Source organism: Haladaptatus salinisoli (assembly GCF_020614375.1).
GTDB classification, from domain to species: domain Archaea; phylum Halobacteriota; class Halobacteria; order Halobacteriales; family Haladaptataceae; genus Haladaptatus; species Haladaptatus salinisoli.
This window is the reverse complement of record NZ_CP085327.1, coordinates 1874795-1890960: the sequence shown is the minus strand read 5'-3', so window position 1 is coordinate 1890960 and position 16166 is coordinate 1874795. Positions and strand designations below refer to the sequence as shown.

13 protein-coding genes and 1 pseudogene are annotated in these 16166 nt (G+C 62.6%); 3 read left to right on the top strand and 11 right to left on the bottom strand.

Annotation, left to right across the window (positions count from 1 at the left end):
* Positions 1-6 precede the first annotated feature (6 nt).
* Positions 7-1356: a bifunctional metallophosphatase/5'-nucleotidase gene (locus LIX00_RS10300; RefSeq protein ID WP_227353104.1), complete on the bottom strand. Its 1350-nt coding sequence runs from the start codon at positions 1354-1356 to the stop codon at positions 7-9.
* 178 nt (positions 1357-1534) lie between these two features.
* Here LIX00_RS10300 and LIX00_RS10295 point away from each other — a divergent pair, with 178 nt between their 5' ends.
* Both LIX00_RS10295 and LIX00_RS10290 read left to right on the top strand, forming a co-directional pair.
* Positions 1535-2227: a V-type ATP synthase subunit D gene (locus LIX00_RS10295; protein WP_227353103.1), complete on the top strand. Its 693-nt coding sequence runs from the start codon at positions 1535-1537 to the stop codon at positions 2225-2227.
* 43 nt (positions 2228-2270) lie between these two features.
* A complete protein-coding gene (locus LIX00_RS10290) occupies positions 2271-3158 on the top strand; it encodes an aminoglycoside 6-adenylyltransferase (protein ID WP_227353102.1) in 888 nt (295 codons plus the stop codon).
* A 159-nt stretch (positions 3159-3317) separates the two neighbouring features.
* On the opposite strand, the gene LIX00_RS10285 is transcribed toward LIX00_RS10290, so the two are convergent.
* Positions 3318-4247, bottom strand: a complete 930-nt coding sequence (locus tag LIX00_RS10285; protein WP_227353101.1) for a branched-chain amino acid transaminase — start codon at positions 4245-4247, stop codon at positions 3318-3320.
* 295 nt (positions 4248-4542) lie between these two features.
* Here LIX00_RS10285 and LIX00_RS10280 point away from each other — a divergent pair.
* Positions 4543-5393, top strand: a pseudogene (locus tag LIX00_RS10280) (ubiquinol-cytochrome c reductase iron-sulfur subunit).
* 211 nt (positions 5394-5604) lie between these two features.
* On the opposite strand, the gene LIX00_RS10275 reads toward LIX00_RS10280, so the two are convergent.
* The 9 genes from LIX00_RS10275 to LIX00_RS10235 form a co-directional block, all read right to left on the bottom strand.
* Positions 5605-6921 (bottom strand): ABC transporter ATP-binding protein, encoded by a 1317-nt coding sequence (locus LIX00_RS10275; RefSeq protein ID WP_227353100.1) that lies wholly within the window; start codon positions 6919-6921, stop codon positions 5605-5607.
* Positions 6918-7964, bottom strand: coding sequence for an ABC transporter ATP-binding protein (locus LIX00_RS10270; protein WP_227353099.1), 1047 nt, complete (start codon positions 7962-7964; stop codon positions 6918-6920). Before LIX00_RS10270 ends, LIX00_RS10275 begins: the two co-directional genes overlap by 4 nt.
* A gap of 2 nt (positions 7965-7966) precedes the next feature.
* The gene (locus tag LIX00_RS10265) at positions 7967-9160 is read right to left on the bottom strand and encodes an ABC transporter permease (RefSeq protein WP_227353098.1); all 1194 of its coding nucleotides are present in this window, start codon (positions 9158-9160) and stop codon (positions 7967-7969) included.
* Entirely contained in the window at positions 9157-10170 is a 1014-nt protein-coding gene (locus LIX00_RS10260) for an ABC transporter permease (RefSeq protein WP_227353097.1), read from the bottom strand. Before LIX00_RS10260 ends, LIX00_RS10265 begins: the two co-directional genes overlap by 4 nt.
* 60 nt (positions 10171-10230) lie before the next feature.
* Positions 10231-12126, bottom strand: coding sequence for an ABC transporter substrate-binding protein (locus LIX00_RS10255; RefSeq protein ID WP_227353096.1), 1896 nt, complete (start codon positions 12124-12126; stop codon positions 10231-10233).
* A gap of 329 nt (positions 12127-12455) precedes the next feature.
* Entirely contained in the window at positions 12456-13115 is a 660-nt protein-coding gene (gene ribB, locus LIX00_RS10250; RefSeq protein WP_227353095.1) for a 3,4-dihydroxy-2-butanone-4-phosphate synthase, read from the bottom strand.
* Positions 13112-13816, bottom strand: coding sequence for a DUF120 domain-containing protein (locus tag LIX00_RS10245; RefSeq protein WP_227353094.1), 705 nt, complete (start codon positions 13814-13816; stop codon positions 13112-13114). Before LIX00_RS10245 ends, ribB begins: the two co-directional genes overlap by 4 nt.
* Before the next feature lie 258 nt (positions 13817-14074).
* The gene (twy1, locus tag LIX00_RS10240) at positions 14075-15064 is read right to left on the bottom strand and encodes a 4-demethylwyosine synthase TYW1 (RefSeq protein ID WP_227353093.1); all 990 of its coding nucleotides are present in this window, start codon (positions 15062-15064) and stop codon (positions 14075-14077) included.
* A 78-nt stretch (positions 15065-15142) separates the two neighbouring features.
* Positions 15143-16111: a nucleoside hydrolase gene (locus LIX00_RS10235; RefSeq protein ID WP_227353092.1), complete on the bottom strand. Its 969-nt coding sequence runs from the start codon at positions 16109-16111 to the stop codon at positions 15143-15145.
* Positions 16112-16166: the final 55 nt, after the last annotated feature.

Sequence of the window (16166 nt, the reverse complement as noted above, 5' to 3'; positions counted from 1 at the left end):
TCGGTTTTACCCTCTCCGTATTCTCCCGTCGCAGTTCACGCGGAGACCGCCGTCTCTCGCGTGCGCGACCACCGCTTCGTACTGCGGCCCGCGTTCGGCGACGACGTTCTCCGCCGACAGGGTCGGGAAGTACTCGGTCCGCGGGAGGTAGTTCATCAGCGCCGCGCGATACGTTTTCCCCGCGTCGAACGCGCCACCGCCGATTCGCAATTCGGCGATGCGCCCGCCGTCCAGGCGAACGCGAGCGCCCGAGAGGTGGAGATTGACCCCGCCCTCGTCGCCGAACGGTTCGCCGCTCCATTCGAGCGCGGCGCGGAGGTCGCCGCCGGTCAGTTCGAGTTCGACCAGCGGCGTTTCGAAGGGGACGACGCCGAGTACGTCCGCGACCGTCCCCTCGTCTGCGAGCGGCAGCCCTTCGCGCAGGGACGCGGAGTGGACGAGGCCGACGTCCGCGCCCGTCTCCTCGTGGTAGGCGTCCGCGACGAAGTTGCCGAGACGGCACTCGCCTCCGAACCTGACGTCGGCCGTGCGCTCGACGGGGTCGGCGACGGTGGCGACCACGTCGTCCAGTCCGGCGGCGTTTCGACGACGGCGGTACGTCGCAGCCACGCTCCGGTCGATCGGTGCCTCCGCGGTCGCGTGGAACGTGACGGTCGGCTCGCCGCCGTCGAAGACGACCTCCGCGATTTCGGTGCCGTTGCCGCCGGTTTGCACGAGGAGCGTGCCTTCGACGCGACGAGTTCGTCGCGTTGTTTCGTGTCCGCAGAGCACCGCGTCGACGTCGACCGCCGCCGCAAAGTTCGGGTCGTCGCCGAGGTGCGCGAGGCAGACGACGTACTTCGCTCCCCGTTCGCGGAGGGCGGCGGCTTCGCGGTTCGTCGCCGAGACGGGGTCGGTGAACGTCACGTTGACCCCGCACATCTCGGCCGTTTGCGGGTGGGCGACGCCGACGACGCCGACTCGGCGGCCGCCGACCTCGAAGCGCGCGGACGGGGCGACCGAATCGAGACCCCGAACGTTGGCGCAGAGCCACTCCTGGGGCGTCCCGTCGGTGAGTTCGAGGGCGCGGTCGATGCCGGGGTCGAGGTCGTGGTTGCCGAACGTCTCGGCGTCCGGGCGAACCGCCTCGAAGAACGGGCGGGCCTGCGCCCGTCCCTCGGCGGTGACGAGCGCGAGCGATCCGAGCGCCGTGTCGTCCCCCGCGCCGACGACCAACGTACTCTCGTCTCGAAGCGCGTCGATGCGCCCGGCGAGGCGACCGACGTGTTCGGGAGAATCGTAGACGGTTTCGAGGTCCGCGAAGTGGAGGACGCGGAGCGGTCGGTTCTCGTCGGAGGGGTCGTGCGGTGGACTCATATCGAGGTCGGCGTCCGGGGGGACCGGTATCGGACGTTCTCGGCCCATCGATATAAAATTCGATCGTCGAAGGGCCCCCGTATCGCGGTTCGAGGTCGGTTCTCGGTGCGCTGCGCGTCGACGCGGCGAATCCCGACTGTAAAGAATTATCCCCTTCGAGTTTTTACCATCAAGCAAGATGGCTAAGGACGTCAAACCCACTCGGAAAGAACTGATGCAGATAGAGGATCGCATCGACCTCTCCGAGCGGGGCCACGGCACGCTGGAGAAGAAGCGTGACGGCCTCATCATGGAGTTCATGGACATCCTCGACCAAGCGCAGGACGTACGCTCCGGTCTCGAGGAGGATTACGAACGCGCGCAACAGACCATCAACATGGCCCGCGCGATGGAGGGGGACGTGGCGGTTCGCGGGGCGGCCGCGGCGCTGCAGGAACACCCCGAGATAACGACGGAGTCGAAGAACATCATGGGGGTCGTCGTTCCGCAGATCGAGTCGTCGAAGGTCAAGAAATCGCTCGACGAGCGGGGGTACGGCGTGCTCGGAACCAGCGCCCGCATCGACGAGACCGCGGACGCCTACGAGGAACTCATCGAGAGCATCATTCTCGCCGCGGAGGTCGAGACCGCGATGAAGAAGATGCTCACCGAGATCGAAACGACGAAGCGACGCGTCAACGCGCTGGAGTTCAAACTCCTGCCCGAACTGTACGAAGCGCAGGATTACATCGAGCAGAAACTCGAAGAGCAGGAGCGCGAGGAGATCTTCCGGATGAAGAAGATAAAGGCGAAGAAAGAAGAGGAGGAGCGGGGAGAAGAGCGGGCACGCGAACCGGAAGTGGCCGAGGGCGAAGTCGTCGTCACGAGCTAACCGCTCTCGACAGCGTTTTTTCTTCTACCGTCGCACGAGCAGTATGACCGACCGAAAAGCCGACGCCGCCTACGAGCGACTGCTCGACCGATTCGTCGCTCGGGCCGAGGCGGCACCGGACCTGCGAGGAATCGTGGTTCTCGGATCGCGCGCGCGAGAGCGCCGCCCGGCGGACGAATGGTCCGACCTCGACCTGGTGGTCGTCACGACCGACCCGGACGGCTATCTCTCGGAAACCGACTGGCTCTCCGAACTCGGGACGCCGGTGCTGACGTTTCTGGAATCGACCGCGACCGGGGACGGAACCGAGCGCCGCGTTCTGTTCGAGGGGGGTCTCGACGTGGATTTCGTGCTGGTTCCCCCCGGGCGAATTGAGGCGATGGAACGCGGCGACGTCGACCCCGAGGTCGCAGAAACCTTCGCTCGCGGCTTCCGCGTCGCCTACGACGAAGGCGGTATCGGCGAGGCGCTGGCCGCCGCGGTGCCGGAATCTCCACCCGAAACGGAACCCCCTTCGGGCGAGGAGTTTCGGGAGTCGGTCGCCGATTTCTGGTACCACGCGGTCTGGGCCGCGAAGAAACTTCGACGCGGGGAGCGATGGACCGCGATGGGGTGCGTCGACGGGTACATGAAACACGACTGCCTGCTCCCGATGATTCGGTGGCACGCCCGCGCTCGAACCGACCGGGACACGTGGCACGGCGGGCGATTTCTGGAGGAGTGGGCCGACGACAGGGCGGTCGACGAACTCGGCGACGCGTTCGCCCGCTACGACGCGGACGACCTCTGGCGGGCGCTGTTCGCCACGATGGACCTGTTTCGGTGGGTGGCGGAGGAGGTCGGAGGAGAGTTGGGGTTCAAATACCCAATAGCGGAGGATGCGGCAGTAACCGAAATCGTCGAAGAGCTATTCGAGGAAAAGGCGGACTGAGCGCGTTCCGTCTCGGTGAGGCACAAGCGACTCGAAGATGCGAGCGACCGAAGGGAGAAGTCCTTTTTGGTCCGAATTTTCACACGGAACGGGGCCCGCAGCGAAGGAGACGGAAGCGTCTCCTGAGCGGGGACACTCGACGCCGCAAAAAGGTGGCCTTTAGACGTACGTGAACCACTCTTCGTGATCGTCGATGCGCCGGTTCACGAGGTCGAAGAAGCGCGACTGTATCTCCTCCGTCACGGGGCCGCGACTTCCGTTGCCGATTTCGACGTTGTCCACTTGCCGGATGGGGGTGACCTCCGCCGCGCTGCCGGTGAAGAACAGTTCGTCCGCGGTGTGAAGTTCGCCGCGACTGATGGTCGCGTTGTCGTTGACGTCGTAGCCCATCTCGCGGGCCATCGTGATGACGCTGTTGCGGGTGATGCCGTCGAGGATGCCTTCGGCCAGTCCGGGGGTGTATATCTCGCCGTCGCGGACGAGGAAGATGTTCTCGCCGGGACCTTCCGCGACGTTGCCCTCCTTGTTCAGGACGATGGCTTCCACGAATCCGTTGCGCCGGGCTTCCTCGCCGGCGAGCAGACTGTTGACGTACAGGCCGGTCGTCTTGGCGTTCGTCGGAATCTGGCTAGACGAGTGTTTGCGCCACGAGGAGACCATCACCTTCACGCCGTTTTCGAGCGCCTCCTCGCCGAGGTACGCGCCCCACGGCCACGCGGCGATGGCCACGTCGGTCGGACAGTCGCCGGGACTGACGCCGAGACTGTGGTAGCCGTAGTAGGCGATCGGCCGGATGTAGCAGGAGCGGAGATTCTGCCGATCGAGGAGTTCGAGCGTCGCCTCCGTGAGTTCCTCCGGATCGTACTCGATATCCATATCGTACGGCTTACAGGAGTTGTAGAGACGCTCTAAGTGTTCTTCCCACCGGAAGATAGCGGGACCGTTCTCGGTGTCGTAACAGCGCACCCCTTCGAACACGCCCGTCCCGTAGTGTAATCCGTGGCTGAGGACGTGGATGTTCGCGTCGTCCCAGTCGACGAACTCGCCGTTCATCCAGATGGTGTCCACGTCCATCTCATCAAAGCTCATACAATCGTCCCATCGAAGGCCACGGTAATGAGTTTTGGCGATTAGTTCCGGACGTTCGGAGAGGAGTACTCCCCGAATAACCGGTCGAAATCGTGCTCCGTCGCGAACGTGACGATCGGTGGTCGCGTGACGGCGTGAACGAGACGCTCGTATCGGGTCCGTTCGGTGCGGCGTCGTATCGAAATCCGTTCGATTTCTTCACTTTCTCCCATATTATTTAATTCTTTTTGTCATTATCGCCCGCCGAGATTCACGCCGTGAAAGTATGCGAAACGAGAGCCGATCGTAAGACGACATGCCCTCCGACGATAAGTACCCCGACGGTTCGGGTCGGAGACGCTTCGTGAAAGGCGTCGTCGGCAGTTCGACGCTCGCCGCCCTCGGCACCGCGGGGGCTGTTTCGCTGAAATCTACGACCTCCCTGACCGGTGAGGGCGGGGGACGGTCCAGTACTACGGCATCGAGAACGTCGACGGACCCGCGCCGCGCGAGATGCCGCAGATCCCCGTCGAAATCGCCGACGATGGCACGCTCGAAGGTCGCTGGCCCGATATCAAGAAGGTGCAGAACCCCGCCGGCGAAACCGTGACGAAGGCCGAAATGGAACTCGGCGGTATCACCTACTCGTCCGAGTGGTTCCAGTACTGCGGCGCGCAGACCTACGAGGGACTCGAGCCGGATGCGGACGTCGATAACGTCTTCCGCTCGGTCGAAAATCCACCGAAGGAGTACGCGTGGCAACGCGAACGCCTCTCCGGCGGCGAGCCGCTGAAAGCGGAGCACTTCAGCGACTACGAGACGTGGGGCAACGCGGTCGGTAAATCTGGACTCGGAAAACCCGCGATGGCGAAGTGGCGGACGCCGGAAGGGGGACAGGAGATACCGGTTCAAGTGCTCCGCAGTCCGCGAATCGAACGGTCGGCACGGAGCGACGAGTGGCTCGAGGCGAGCACGCAACGGGGATTCATGGCGTGGTTCGACAAGTGCACACACTTCTGTTGCGTGCCGTCCTTCAAAGGCACGACGCAGAGTACGAAGTTCGGCGCGGCGGACGAGGTGTACTGTGCGTGCCACCAATCGATCTACGACCCGTTTAGCATCAAAAAGCCACAGTTCGTCGCGTTACCGCGCCCCGAAGACGGGTGATCGATGCGCCGGTCGTCGACCGGGACGTCCGGCGGACGAGAGAGCCCGAGCTGCGGTGGTGCCTCCGAGTGGGACGACGCTAAAGTAAGCAATGGAAGGCAGGAGGTTAGGCGACGCAACTCGATAAACCCCTGCTTTCCGCACCTATCCTCACCTTTCACTACATAAAAAATGTTCCCATCCGGTTCACCGTTCGAGAGACAGAAGTGGGTTAGTCCCCGGCCTCTATCGCGTCGCGTTCGGTGCCGGAGTCGTCTCGGAGGAGGCACGCGGCCACCGTCTCGCTCTTCGTTTCCCCTAGTTCGGGGTGAGTATCCTCGCAGACGGTGTGGAACTCCTTGGCGAGGAGTTCGCGGGCCCGTTCTTGGTTCTCGTTCGCGACGTGTGCGAGCGCCCTGTCGAGGACGTCGTCGGCGCGCGAATCCGAGAGCGACTCGGGAATCTCGAACTCGTCCCTGATGACGTTCCCGACGATACTCGTCGAATCGTCGAGCTCCGCGACGGGTCTGTCGTGCTCCGCCTCGATGAACTCGTGAACCGCGTCGAGGTCGATACCTTTCGTCTGGAGCTGAACCCGGAGGTTCATGACGGCCCGCCAGTTCGACTGTTCGAAGTCGTACCCGTCGGGTTGGATGATTTCGGGGCATCGGGTATGGAATCGACAGCCGGACGGCGGATTCGACGGATCCGGCACTTCCCCGGTGAGTTCGACTGTTTGTCCCCGCCGGCGCGGATCGGGAGTGGGCATCGACGAGAGGAGCGCCCGCGTGTAGGGGTGTTGCGGCCGTTCGAACACCGCGTCGGTCGGCCCGGACTCGACGATTTCGCCGAGATACATCACGTTCACGTAGTCGCAGACTTCTCGAACGACGCCCAGATTGTGGCTGATGATGACGATGGCGATACCGAACTCCGCTTGAAGCCGGTTCAACAGGGAGAGAACGTTGGCCTGGATGGATACGTCGAGCGCCGAGACGGGCTCGTCGGCGATTATCAACTTCGGATTCGTCGCGAGCGCCCGCGCGATGGCGATGCGCTGTTTCTGCCCGCCGGAGAACTCGTGCGGGTAGCGGTCGGCGTCCTCCCGGGTGAGACCGACGCGCATGAGGAGATCCTCGACGATGGCGCGACGCTTCGCCCGGTCTCGCATTCCGTGAATCTTCAGCGGTTCCGCCACGCACTCTCCGATGCTCATCCGCGGGTCGAAGCTCGAATCCGGGTCCTGGAAGATCATCTGAGCGTTCCGACGGAATCGCTTCCACTCCCGGTCGGTGAACTCGGAGACGTCTTTCCCGTCGAAGAGTATCTCGCCGCTCGTCGGCTCTTCGAGATGGATGATGCTCTCGGCGGCACTCGACTTCCCGCAGCCGGATTCGCCGACGAGGCCGACGGTCTCGCCCTCACTGACTTCGAAACTGATACCGTCGACGGCTTTGACCCTGCCGACCTCTCCCTGTAGGAAGTTGCCTTTCACCGGATAGTGCTTTTTCAAGTTCCTGACTTCGAGGATCGAATCGTCCGCGCTCATTCGCGGACACCTCCGTCGGCTTTGGCCCGCGATGGTTCGTCCGATCCGTATCCGACGACCGACGGATCGTAGTCGTCGCCGAAGTAGAGGCAGGCCGCGACGTGGTCGTCGGCCGACTCGTCTACGTCGTGCAGCGGCGGTTGGTCGCCGACCGCGCACTCCTCGACGGCGTACGGACAGCGGGGATGGAACCGACAGCCGTTCGGCGGGTTTGCGGGGCTCGGGAGTGCGCCACCGATCGCCTCCATCTCTCCCTCCCCCGGGAGGCACTCGAGCAGCGCCTTCGTGTATGGATGCGCGGGATTGTCGAAGAGTTCGAACACGTCACCTCGCTCCATCACCTTTCCCGCGTACATGACGACGACGCGGTCCGCGACTTCCGCGACGACGCCGAGGTCATGGGTGATGAGGAGGACGCTCATGTCGAACTCCTCTTGAAGCTCGTCGAGCAGGCGCAGAATCTGGGCCTGAATCGTCACGTCGAGCGCGGTCGTCGGCTCGTCCGCGATGAGCAGGTCCGGTTGGCACGCGAGCGCCATGGCGATGACGACGCGCTGTTTCATCCCGCCGGAGAACTCGTGCGGGTAGTCGTCCACGCGAGTCGTCGCTTCCGGAATACCGACCTGGTCGAGGAGTTCGATGGCGCGTTCCCGCGCCTCGTCCTTGCGAAGGTCGGTGTGGAGTTGGAGCGACTCGACGATCTGCGTGCCGACCGTGTAGACGGGGTTGAGCGCCCCCTGCGGGTTCTGGAAGATGTAGCTGATGCGACTGCCGCGGAGCGACCGAAGCTCGGCTTCGGTCGCCGCGGTGATATCGTGGCCGTCGAACGTCACCGTACCGTCGGCGATTTTTCCGGGCGGTGACTCGAACAATCGCGTGACCGATTCGCTGGTGACCGACTTACCGCTGCCGGACTCGCCGACGATACAGACCGTTTCGCCGCGGTTCACCTCGAAGCTCACGCCGTCGACGGCCCGGATGAGCCCGGAGTCCGTTTCGAAGTGGGTCTTCAGGTTCTCGACGGAAAGTAGTGGTTCTGTCATGATTAGTTTGATTTCCTCGGATCGAGCGCGTCCTGTGCGGCGTCCCCGACGAAGTTGAACGCGAGAATCGTTACGAAGAGAGCGATACCGGGAATGGTCGCTATCCACGGAGCCGAGTCGAGCACCGACCGCCCGCTCGAAATCACCTGTCCCCACGAGATGGCGTCGGGGTCGCCGAGTCCGAGGAACGAGAGTCCCGCTTCGGCGATGATGAAGCCGGGGATGATGAGCGTCGCGTTCGTGACGACGGTTCGAGAGACGTTCGGCACGAGGTGGTTGCGGATGATGTAGAGGTTCGATGCACCGAACGTCTTGGCGGCCTTCATGAACGGTTCCTCGCGCTTCTGCAAGGCTTCGCCCCTGACGAGGCGCGCCGTCCCCTCCCAACTCAGGACGCCGTAGAGGAGGATGACCATGAACAGGCTCCCACCGAACAGGTAGACGAACAGCAAGAGGAGCATGAACGCCGGGAACGTCATCTGAATGTCGACGTACCGCATCAGCACCTCGTCGACGAGACCGCCGAAGAACGCGGCGGTCGCACCGACGGTGGTTCCGATGACGATGAGGATGAGCATTCCGATGAGCCCGACTTCGAGACTGACTCGCGCTCCGAATATCATGAGTTTCAGGATATCCTTCCCCTGTTGATCCGTTCCGAGCGGGTGGGCCCACGTCCCGGTGATCGCCTCGCCCGTCGGTGCGGCGGTGATCCCCACCGGCGGGTGCGTCATCGTCGAGAAACTCAGTTCGGGTTTTTCTATCAGCAACGGCCCGACCGTCCCGACGACGAACAGGACTCCGAGATACGCCAACGAGATGACGGCGGCCCTGTTTTTCTTGAACTCCTGCCAGTAGTACATCGTCAGGCGCTTGTTCTTGTAGGCGGGGACGACCCCGTGGAAGAACAACCCGAGCACCGTCAGTATGAACGTGTAATCCAGTTTCGTCACGTCCCACACGAACGGCCACGTGAGGGTGGCCTCGCCGTTCGGTACGACGAAGTAATCGTACAGGAACAGCCCGGTGAGGAGCCCGAACGCTGCGATTTCCGCGATGAGTATCGGCGTGAAGTCGATTCCCTCCGTCTCGTACTCGCTCCAGTCGACCTGGTCGAACGTGATGTCGGGGAGGTCGCGCGCAGACTGCGTCGCGGCCGACGCGGTGCCGACGTCGGTGTCGGTACCGGTACTCACGTCCGATCACCGTAGTTGATCCGCGGGTCGAGCCACACGTAGGCGATGTCCTGCAATAGATTGCCGATCACGGCCAGGAACACGCCCACGAGCGTCACGCCCATGATGAGCGACGTGTCCTGGGTCGTGAACGCCTTGTAACCGAGCAGTCCGATGCCCGGAATCTGGAAAATAATCTCGACGAAGAACGCCCCCGCCCACAGGAGAGCGAGAACGTCCCCGACGAGGATGGTCACGAGCGGGATGATAGCGACCCGGAGGACGTGGCGCGTCATGATTCGCCAGTTGTTCGCGCCCTTCGCCTTCGCGGCTTTCACCCACTGACGCTCCATGTACTCGAGCGTTTCGGCGCGCACGTACCGCATCTGTCCCGCCATGAGCGCCGTCGACGTGACGAAGATCGGAATGACGATCTGGGCGAAATTCGCCAGCGAAACCAGTTCGATGCTCGTGTTGTAGTACGCCCGCGGGAGGATGTTATCGAGCGGGAAGCCGAGGATGACCAGGTCGCTCCCCCATACGATGACGACCAAGATCGCCATGATAGCGAACCAGAAGTTGGGGACGCTGATTCCGAAGAACGCGATGAACGAACCGACGTAGTCCTTCCACGTGTGCTGGTGGATCGCCGTGTACGTTCCGATGGCGAACCCGACCAACACCGATATGATGGTGGACGGGATCATGATTTGGGCCGAATACGGCCACGCTTCTCCCATCGCCGTCATCACGGGTTGGTTGCGCGTCGTACTCCACCCCCAGTTCCCCGTCGCCATGTTCTTCATGTAATCGAGGTAGCGTTCGTGAACGGGGCGATCGAGGTCGTTTCTCGCCTCGTACGCCGCTTGGGCGTCTTCGATGCTCGACCCCGCCTGCGCCGCTTGGAACGACGCCTGCATCTTGCCCGTGTTGGGCGAGATGAGGACGACGCCGAAGACGATGGTCAGCGCGAACCAGGTGACGAAGACGGACCACAGTAGTCTCTTTCCGATATATGCGTACATTGCCATGGTATCACCGTAAAATTGCGTGCGACATGCTTATCACGTAAAATTGAATTTGGCTCGGGATTACTTCTCGAAGTAGAGCTCCCGGTTCACGGAGTTTTCCGTGAAGAAGTTCTTCGCCGGTTCGAGACCGCCGACCTTCTTTCGGTAGCCCGTGAGCGCGTGTTCGGACTGCGTGAATAGAACCGGCTGATACTTGCTCAGGTAGACGAGGGCCTTCTGGAGCTTCCGTTTCGTCTCGCCCCGCGTCGCGGCCGCCGCGGCTTCGTCACAGAGTTTCGCGACGTCGATATCGGGGTCGAGACCGAACCAGTTGAACGACCCTTCCTTCGAGAACTGCATCTTGATGACCGACCACGGGCTGTACGCGCCGTGGTCGAAGCCGATACCGGTCATCAGGTCCCAGTCTTTCTCGGAGACCGACTGGTTCCACGGACCGCCGTTGTACGGTCCGGCGGAGTACGCTGGCTCTCCGCTCTCGTCGAGGTTGCTCCGCCACTTCTGGGGGAGATTCTTGTGGGAGTTGGCGGCGTACTTGCCCAGGAGCGTCGTCCAGCCGACGCCTTCGAGGACGACCTTGATGCCGATTTTACCGAACTGCTGTTTGAGGTAGTCCTTCGTGAGCTTCACGGACTTCGAACCGGTGAGCCAGACGAGTTTCAGTTCGACCTGGTCGCCGTTGGAGTCGACGAGTTTGTCGCCGTTGTACTTGTAGCCCTTTCCGGAGAGGGCGGACTCGATCTTGGTCTTCGCCGCTTCAATACGCGGACCGTTGGGCTTCCAGACGCCGTTCTCGTCGTAGTACGGTCCCCAGACCGGAGACCACGTGTGGGCCGGGTCGGCGTAGCCCTGCGCGATCTGGTCGACCATGACGTTCTTGTCGAGCGACATGGCCATCGCCCGACGAACCTCCTGGTTTCGAAGGCCTTCCCAGCTGTTGATGCGGTGGTTGAGGCTGACGTAGAAGAGGCCCTCGCCGTATCGGCTGTGCCAGACTTGGACCTCAGGGTGCTGCTTGAACTGTTCCGCCTTGAACTCGTCGATGCCGGCGCTCGTGACGCCGCCGTTTTTCAGCGCGGACGTGATCGTGGACTCCTCGCTGAAGATCTGAATAACGAACTTGTCGAAGAACGGAATGTCGTCGTGGTAGTCGTCGGCGTCGGCGAGGTAGTAGTCGGAGTTGCGCTCGAAGACGATCTTCGACTGGCGCTTCCAATCTTTCAGGTTGAACGCGCCGAGGTTGCCGGTCCAGCTCCCGTCCTGGAGTTCAGAGTCCTTCTTGATGCTCTGGACGAAGTTCTCCTTGGCCTTCTTCGAGTCGTCCTGAAACGACGGGAGGTACTTCTTCAGTAGGTCCTGCGGAAGCGGAGTGATGTACGAAATGTAATCGTTGTACTTGTAGTTCGCTCGCGCTTGGGGAAGCGTCGCCCGGAACTCGTACTTGCCGAGCTTTTCCAGCTCTATCGGTTCGCCGTTGATGTAAAACTGGTCGGCGTACGAGTATCCCGTCCAGCTCTCTTTCACGCTGTGGAGGTTCTCGATGGTGAACAGGTAGTCGTCGGCGGTGAGCTGACCGTAGTCGCCGCCGTACTTGAGGTTCTCCCGAAGTTTGTACGTGATTTGGTCGTTCGCGTCGTTTTGTTTCCACGATTCGAAAAAGAGGCCCTGCATCTCTTGGGCCTCGTCCATCGTCGCACCCCAATCCACCATGCGCATGAGGGCTTCCGAGGAGCTTTCGTCCGCCGAAAGGAACGGGACGAGCGTTTTCGCGTCGCTGGTGAGACCGTTGATCCACGTGCCGCCGACCTCGACGTCTTCGGGGGGGTTCGCGTCTCCTTCGGAGGGCGTGCCGGAGGACGTTCCGGTAGTGTCAGGGTCGTCGCTCTTAGTAGAACAGCCAGCGAGAGCAGCACCGGCACCGAGCACGCCGATGCTCTTTAGGTAGTCACGTCGCTGCATCTGACTCGATATGCTATGTGGTGATATCTTCCGTGTCATGGAAGTACATACACTTTTTCAATAGTTGTATATAATATTAACGAACTTACTAATATAGAGAGCTACAGTTCGTCTACTGGGACTTTAAGGCGAGTTACGCCTTTTAACGATTGCTACCGAATTGATTGGTTATGATAGAAACCTTCCGATACTAGTAGAATTAGTCTCGCGTTTTGAATTCTCGAGGGGTTCAAATTCTGCGGTGGTTTTAGTACTCCGCTCCGAAAATCGAAAGGACGCGAACTCGCACGGGAAAGAGCGAACCGTCGTCGGAAAGAGAAACGTCCGGTTCACCCCAACGTCTCGATAATCTGCGACCCTTCCAGATACGGAAACGCGTGGCGCTCCGCGTACGCTCGGGCATCCTCCGGCGAGAGCGCCCCGCCCGTCTGGTCGTCCAGCATCTCGCAGACGACGACGGCGGGTGCGCTGCCGGCGGCCGCCGCGAGCGCGATGCCGAGTTCGGTGTGGCCCTGTCGCTCAGCGAGGAGGGCGGGAGCGGCGCGCAGGAGGTGAACGTGACCCGGCGCGCGGAACTCGGCGGCGAAGTCGATCTCGCGGGGAGCGTTCGCCGCGGCGGCGAGTTCGGTTATCGTCAGCGCGCGGTCGTCGTCCGTGATGCCGGTGTAGGTGTCGCGGTGGTTGACGGTGAGCGAGAACGACGACCGGGAGTCGTAGCCGAGGTCGTGTCCCTCGCTCGCGGGGTGGTCGATGATTTCGTCCAAGTAGGCCAGGTCGAACGCCTCGGCCACGTCGTGCGAAAGTGCGACGCAGATCAGCCCTCCGGCGTCGTTTCGGAGGCGCGAAACCGCTTCCGGCGTGATCGCCTCCGCCGGGTAGACGAGGTCGGTTTCGCCCTCGCGGTCGGCGGCGTCGTGGACGAGCAGCGGTGACCCGTCGCGGAACGCTTCGACCGCCCGCTCGACCGTTACGGCTGCCGTCTGGCTCATGGTGCCTCCTCGACGTGGACGGTGACGTGGTCGTCGTCGTCCAGTCCGAGTTCGTCGCGGAGTTTCTCGGGGGCGATGAGCTCCAACTGGCCCTCGTCGTGGTGCGTTCGTTCGGGCGCGATGACGTGCGCCCGCTCGTAGGACTTCCCGTCGGTCGTCTCCACGGCGGCGGGGTAACAGACCGCCGGACCGTAGGTTCGGTCGCCGTCCTCCCATCCGTCGATGGGGACGGGGTCGAGCGCGTCCATCGCCGACCGGGAGCGCACGCTCTCCGCGGTCAGTTCGACGTTCAGCGTGCCGGGGAACGGTTCGTAGCCCAGTCGCTCGACGAACTGTTCCATGTAGCCCGAGAGGGAGATGTAGTGGCGACCCTCGCCCATCCCGCCCGTCACCGTGCCCGAGAGGTCGACGCCGGAGAGGTTTTCGAAGATGCGCCGGTAATCCTCGTACTCGCGTTTCAGTTCCCACTCGCCGTCGTCGGTGATGGCGACCCACTGCCCGTTGCTGACGATTTCGCGGGTGACGAGACCCGCGTCGTCCAACCGCTGGAGGCGGCGCGAGGCCGTCTGGTTGGACGCGTCCAGGCGCTCCGCGAGGTCGGCGCAGGACACCTTGACCTCGCTTTCGAGCGCTCCGTCGAGGGCGAGAAGCTTCAGCGCGGCGAGTTCGTCGTATCCGACCACGAGCGATGTCGCTGACATACTCGTAACTGTGCGCTTCTCTCCTTTAAGCATATCGGCATCGAGATGCGTAACAGAATCGTGATGGTGCGGGTGCGAATCGGGAAGTCGGCGTAACAGATACCGGGGCATCGCATCTAAATTTACTGGTTTTACGGCGATTTCGATACGGATGGGGGGGAGATGAACCGGTGAGCTACCCGTCGCGCCGACGAGAAGCGGAGCGAGAGTGGTATCGCTTAGCGGCGGAACGACGACCGCTAAGCGAGTCGGTGGTCCTCACTCGCCCAATCGCGTCCAACTCACGGCGTCGCGCTCCCAGAACTCGCTTCCCTTATTCAGCTTCGGCACCCACGTGTCGTCGGTCTTCGAGAGCAGGGCGACCCGCGAGGCGGGCACCTGTTTCAGCACGTCGTGATCGGGCATGTGTTCCTGCACCTTCTCGGTGAACTCGACGACCTCCTCGTGGTCCAACATCGCCGAGCGGTCGAGGCGACCCCGCGAGTGGCCGACGTGCATGTACGCCTTGAGTTCCACGAAGTCCGGGTCGGCCCGTTCGTAGAAGGCGGCGTACCAGTCCGGGTTGTCGACGTTCTCCCCGCCGACGAGCGTGGTCCGGAGGACGGTTCGCGTCTCGTCCTTCTCGGCCAGCACGTCCATCGTGTCGAGGAGTCGCTCCCACGCGTCGTCGTCCACGGCCCGAACCACGCGGTCGAACGTGGCGCGGTCGGCGGCGTCCACGCTGACGTAGAGTTGCGTCGGGTCGCACTCCGCCAGCATCTCCGGGTTCGTCCCGTTGCTCACGAGGAATGTGGTGATGTCCCGGTCGTGGAACGCCTCGATGAGTTCCGGCAGGTAGGGGTAGAGCGTCGGTTCGCCGTCCAGCGAGATGGCGACGTGGCGCGGTTCCATCGACTCCTCGAACACCTCGCGCGGCACCTCGTCGTTCCCGCCGAACCCCGAGAGGAGCTTTCGCTGGAGGCGGATGCTCGCGTCCACGACCGCCTCGGGGTCGTCCCACTCCACGTCGCCCAACTCGTAGGCGTGGCCGCGGTGGTCGCGCCAGCAGAAGACGCAGCGCTCGTTACATTTAACGACGGGCGTCATCTGGATGCAGCGGTGGGACTGGATGCCGTAGAAGATGTTCTTGTAGCACTTCCCCTCACCTCGCAGCGCGTTGGCCGTCCACCCGCAGGTCTGGGCGGCGGTGTGGTTCTCGTGGTGGTAGTTCGGGCTGTCCACCTGTTTCGGCCCGTCGGACTCGCTCATCGGGTGGAGAATGTCGTTCGAGGGTAAAACGTTCTTTCCTCTGGAGACGCTGTTTCACCGGTTTTCGGAGATCCTCCTCTAGAGCGATATCTCGGGGGCGTTCTCGAACAACATATCTTCGAACATCCGTCGGAATCGCTCGTTGTCGAACGATTCGATGACGGTCGTCCGGGCGTCGCCGCCGGTGACGTCGTCCTCATCGACCGAAAGGTACCCGCGAGTCAGCCCCTCCCGTTCGTCGACGTCGGCGTGGTACGTCCCCGTCCGTTCGATGAGCGACGGTTCGATGAGTCCCGCGACCAGACCCGCGTCCGGTTGCGTCGTCATATCCTCTCCGTGTGCCTCGTTGTTGAACGCCCGAACCGAATCGGAAATCTCCGTAAAGAACGCCGATAATTCGGTCTCGGAACGGTCGGCGAAGTCGGCGAGCGTTTCGGCGTCGAACGCGGTGTCGCGGACGGTGACGCCCCAGTCGAAAAGCATCACATCGAGCTCCCGGAGTACGATTTTCGCCGCGTCAGGATCGACCCAGAAGTTGAACTCGGCCGCGGGTGTGACGTTACCGAGGCAGTTGGCGTTGCCGCCCATCACCCACACTTCGTCGAGCAACTCGTTCAGATTCGGCTCTTTCCGCAGGGCGAGTGCGACGTTCGTGAGCGGTGCGATACAGACGAGCGTCAACTCACCCGGATTCTCCCGCGCCCGCTCGACGATGTAGTCGGCTCCGTGGATATCTCCGGAGGGGAGGCCGGTATCCGGAAACAGGTCGCCGCCGAGGCCACCCTCGCCGTGCACGTAGCTTGCGAACTCGTGCGTCTTCACCAGCGGTTCCCGTGCACCCTCGTAGACGGTGACGTCGTCCGCGATGCCCGCTAATTCGAGCGTGTACTTGGCGTTCTCCACCATGTACTCGAACTCGACGTTGCCGGCGCAGATGGTGACGCCCTCGATGTCGAGGCGTTCGGACGTCACCGCGAGCAAGAGCGCTTGCGTATCGTCACCGGCGGTGTCGGTGTCGATGATAACCCGACGAGGCTTGTCACTCATGGGAAGCGGTATGGAAAGCCCCGCCAAATAGGTACTGACCGCGATTCGGACGCGC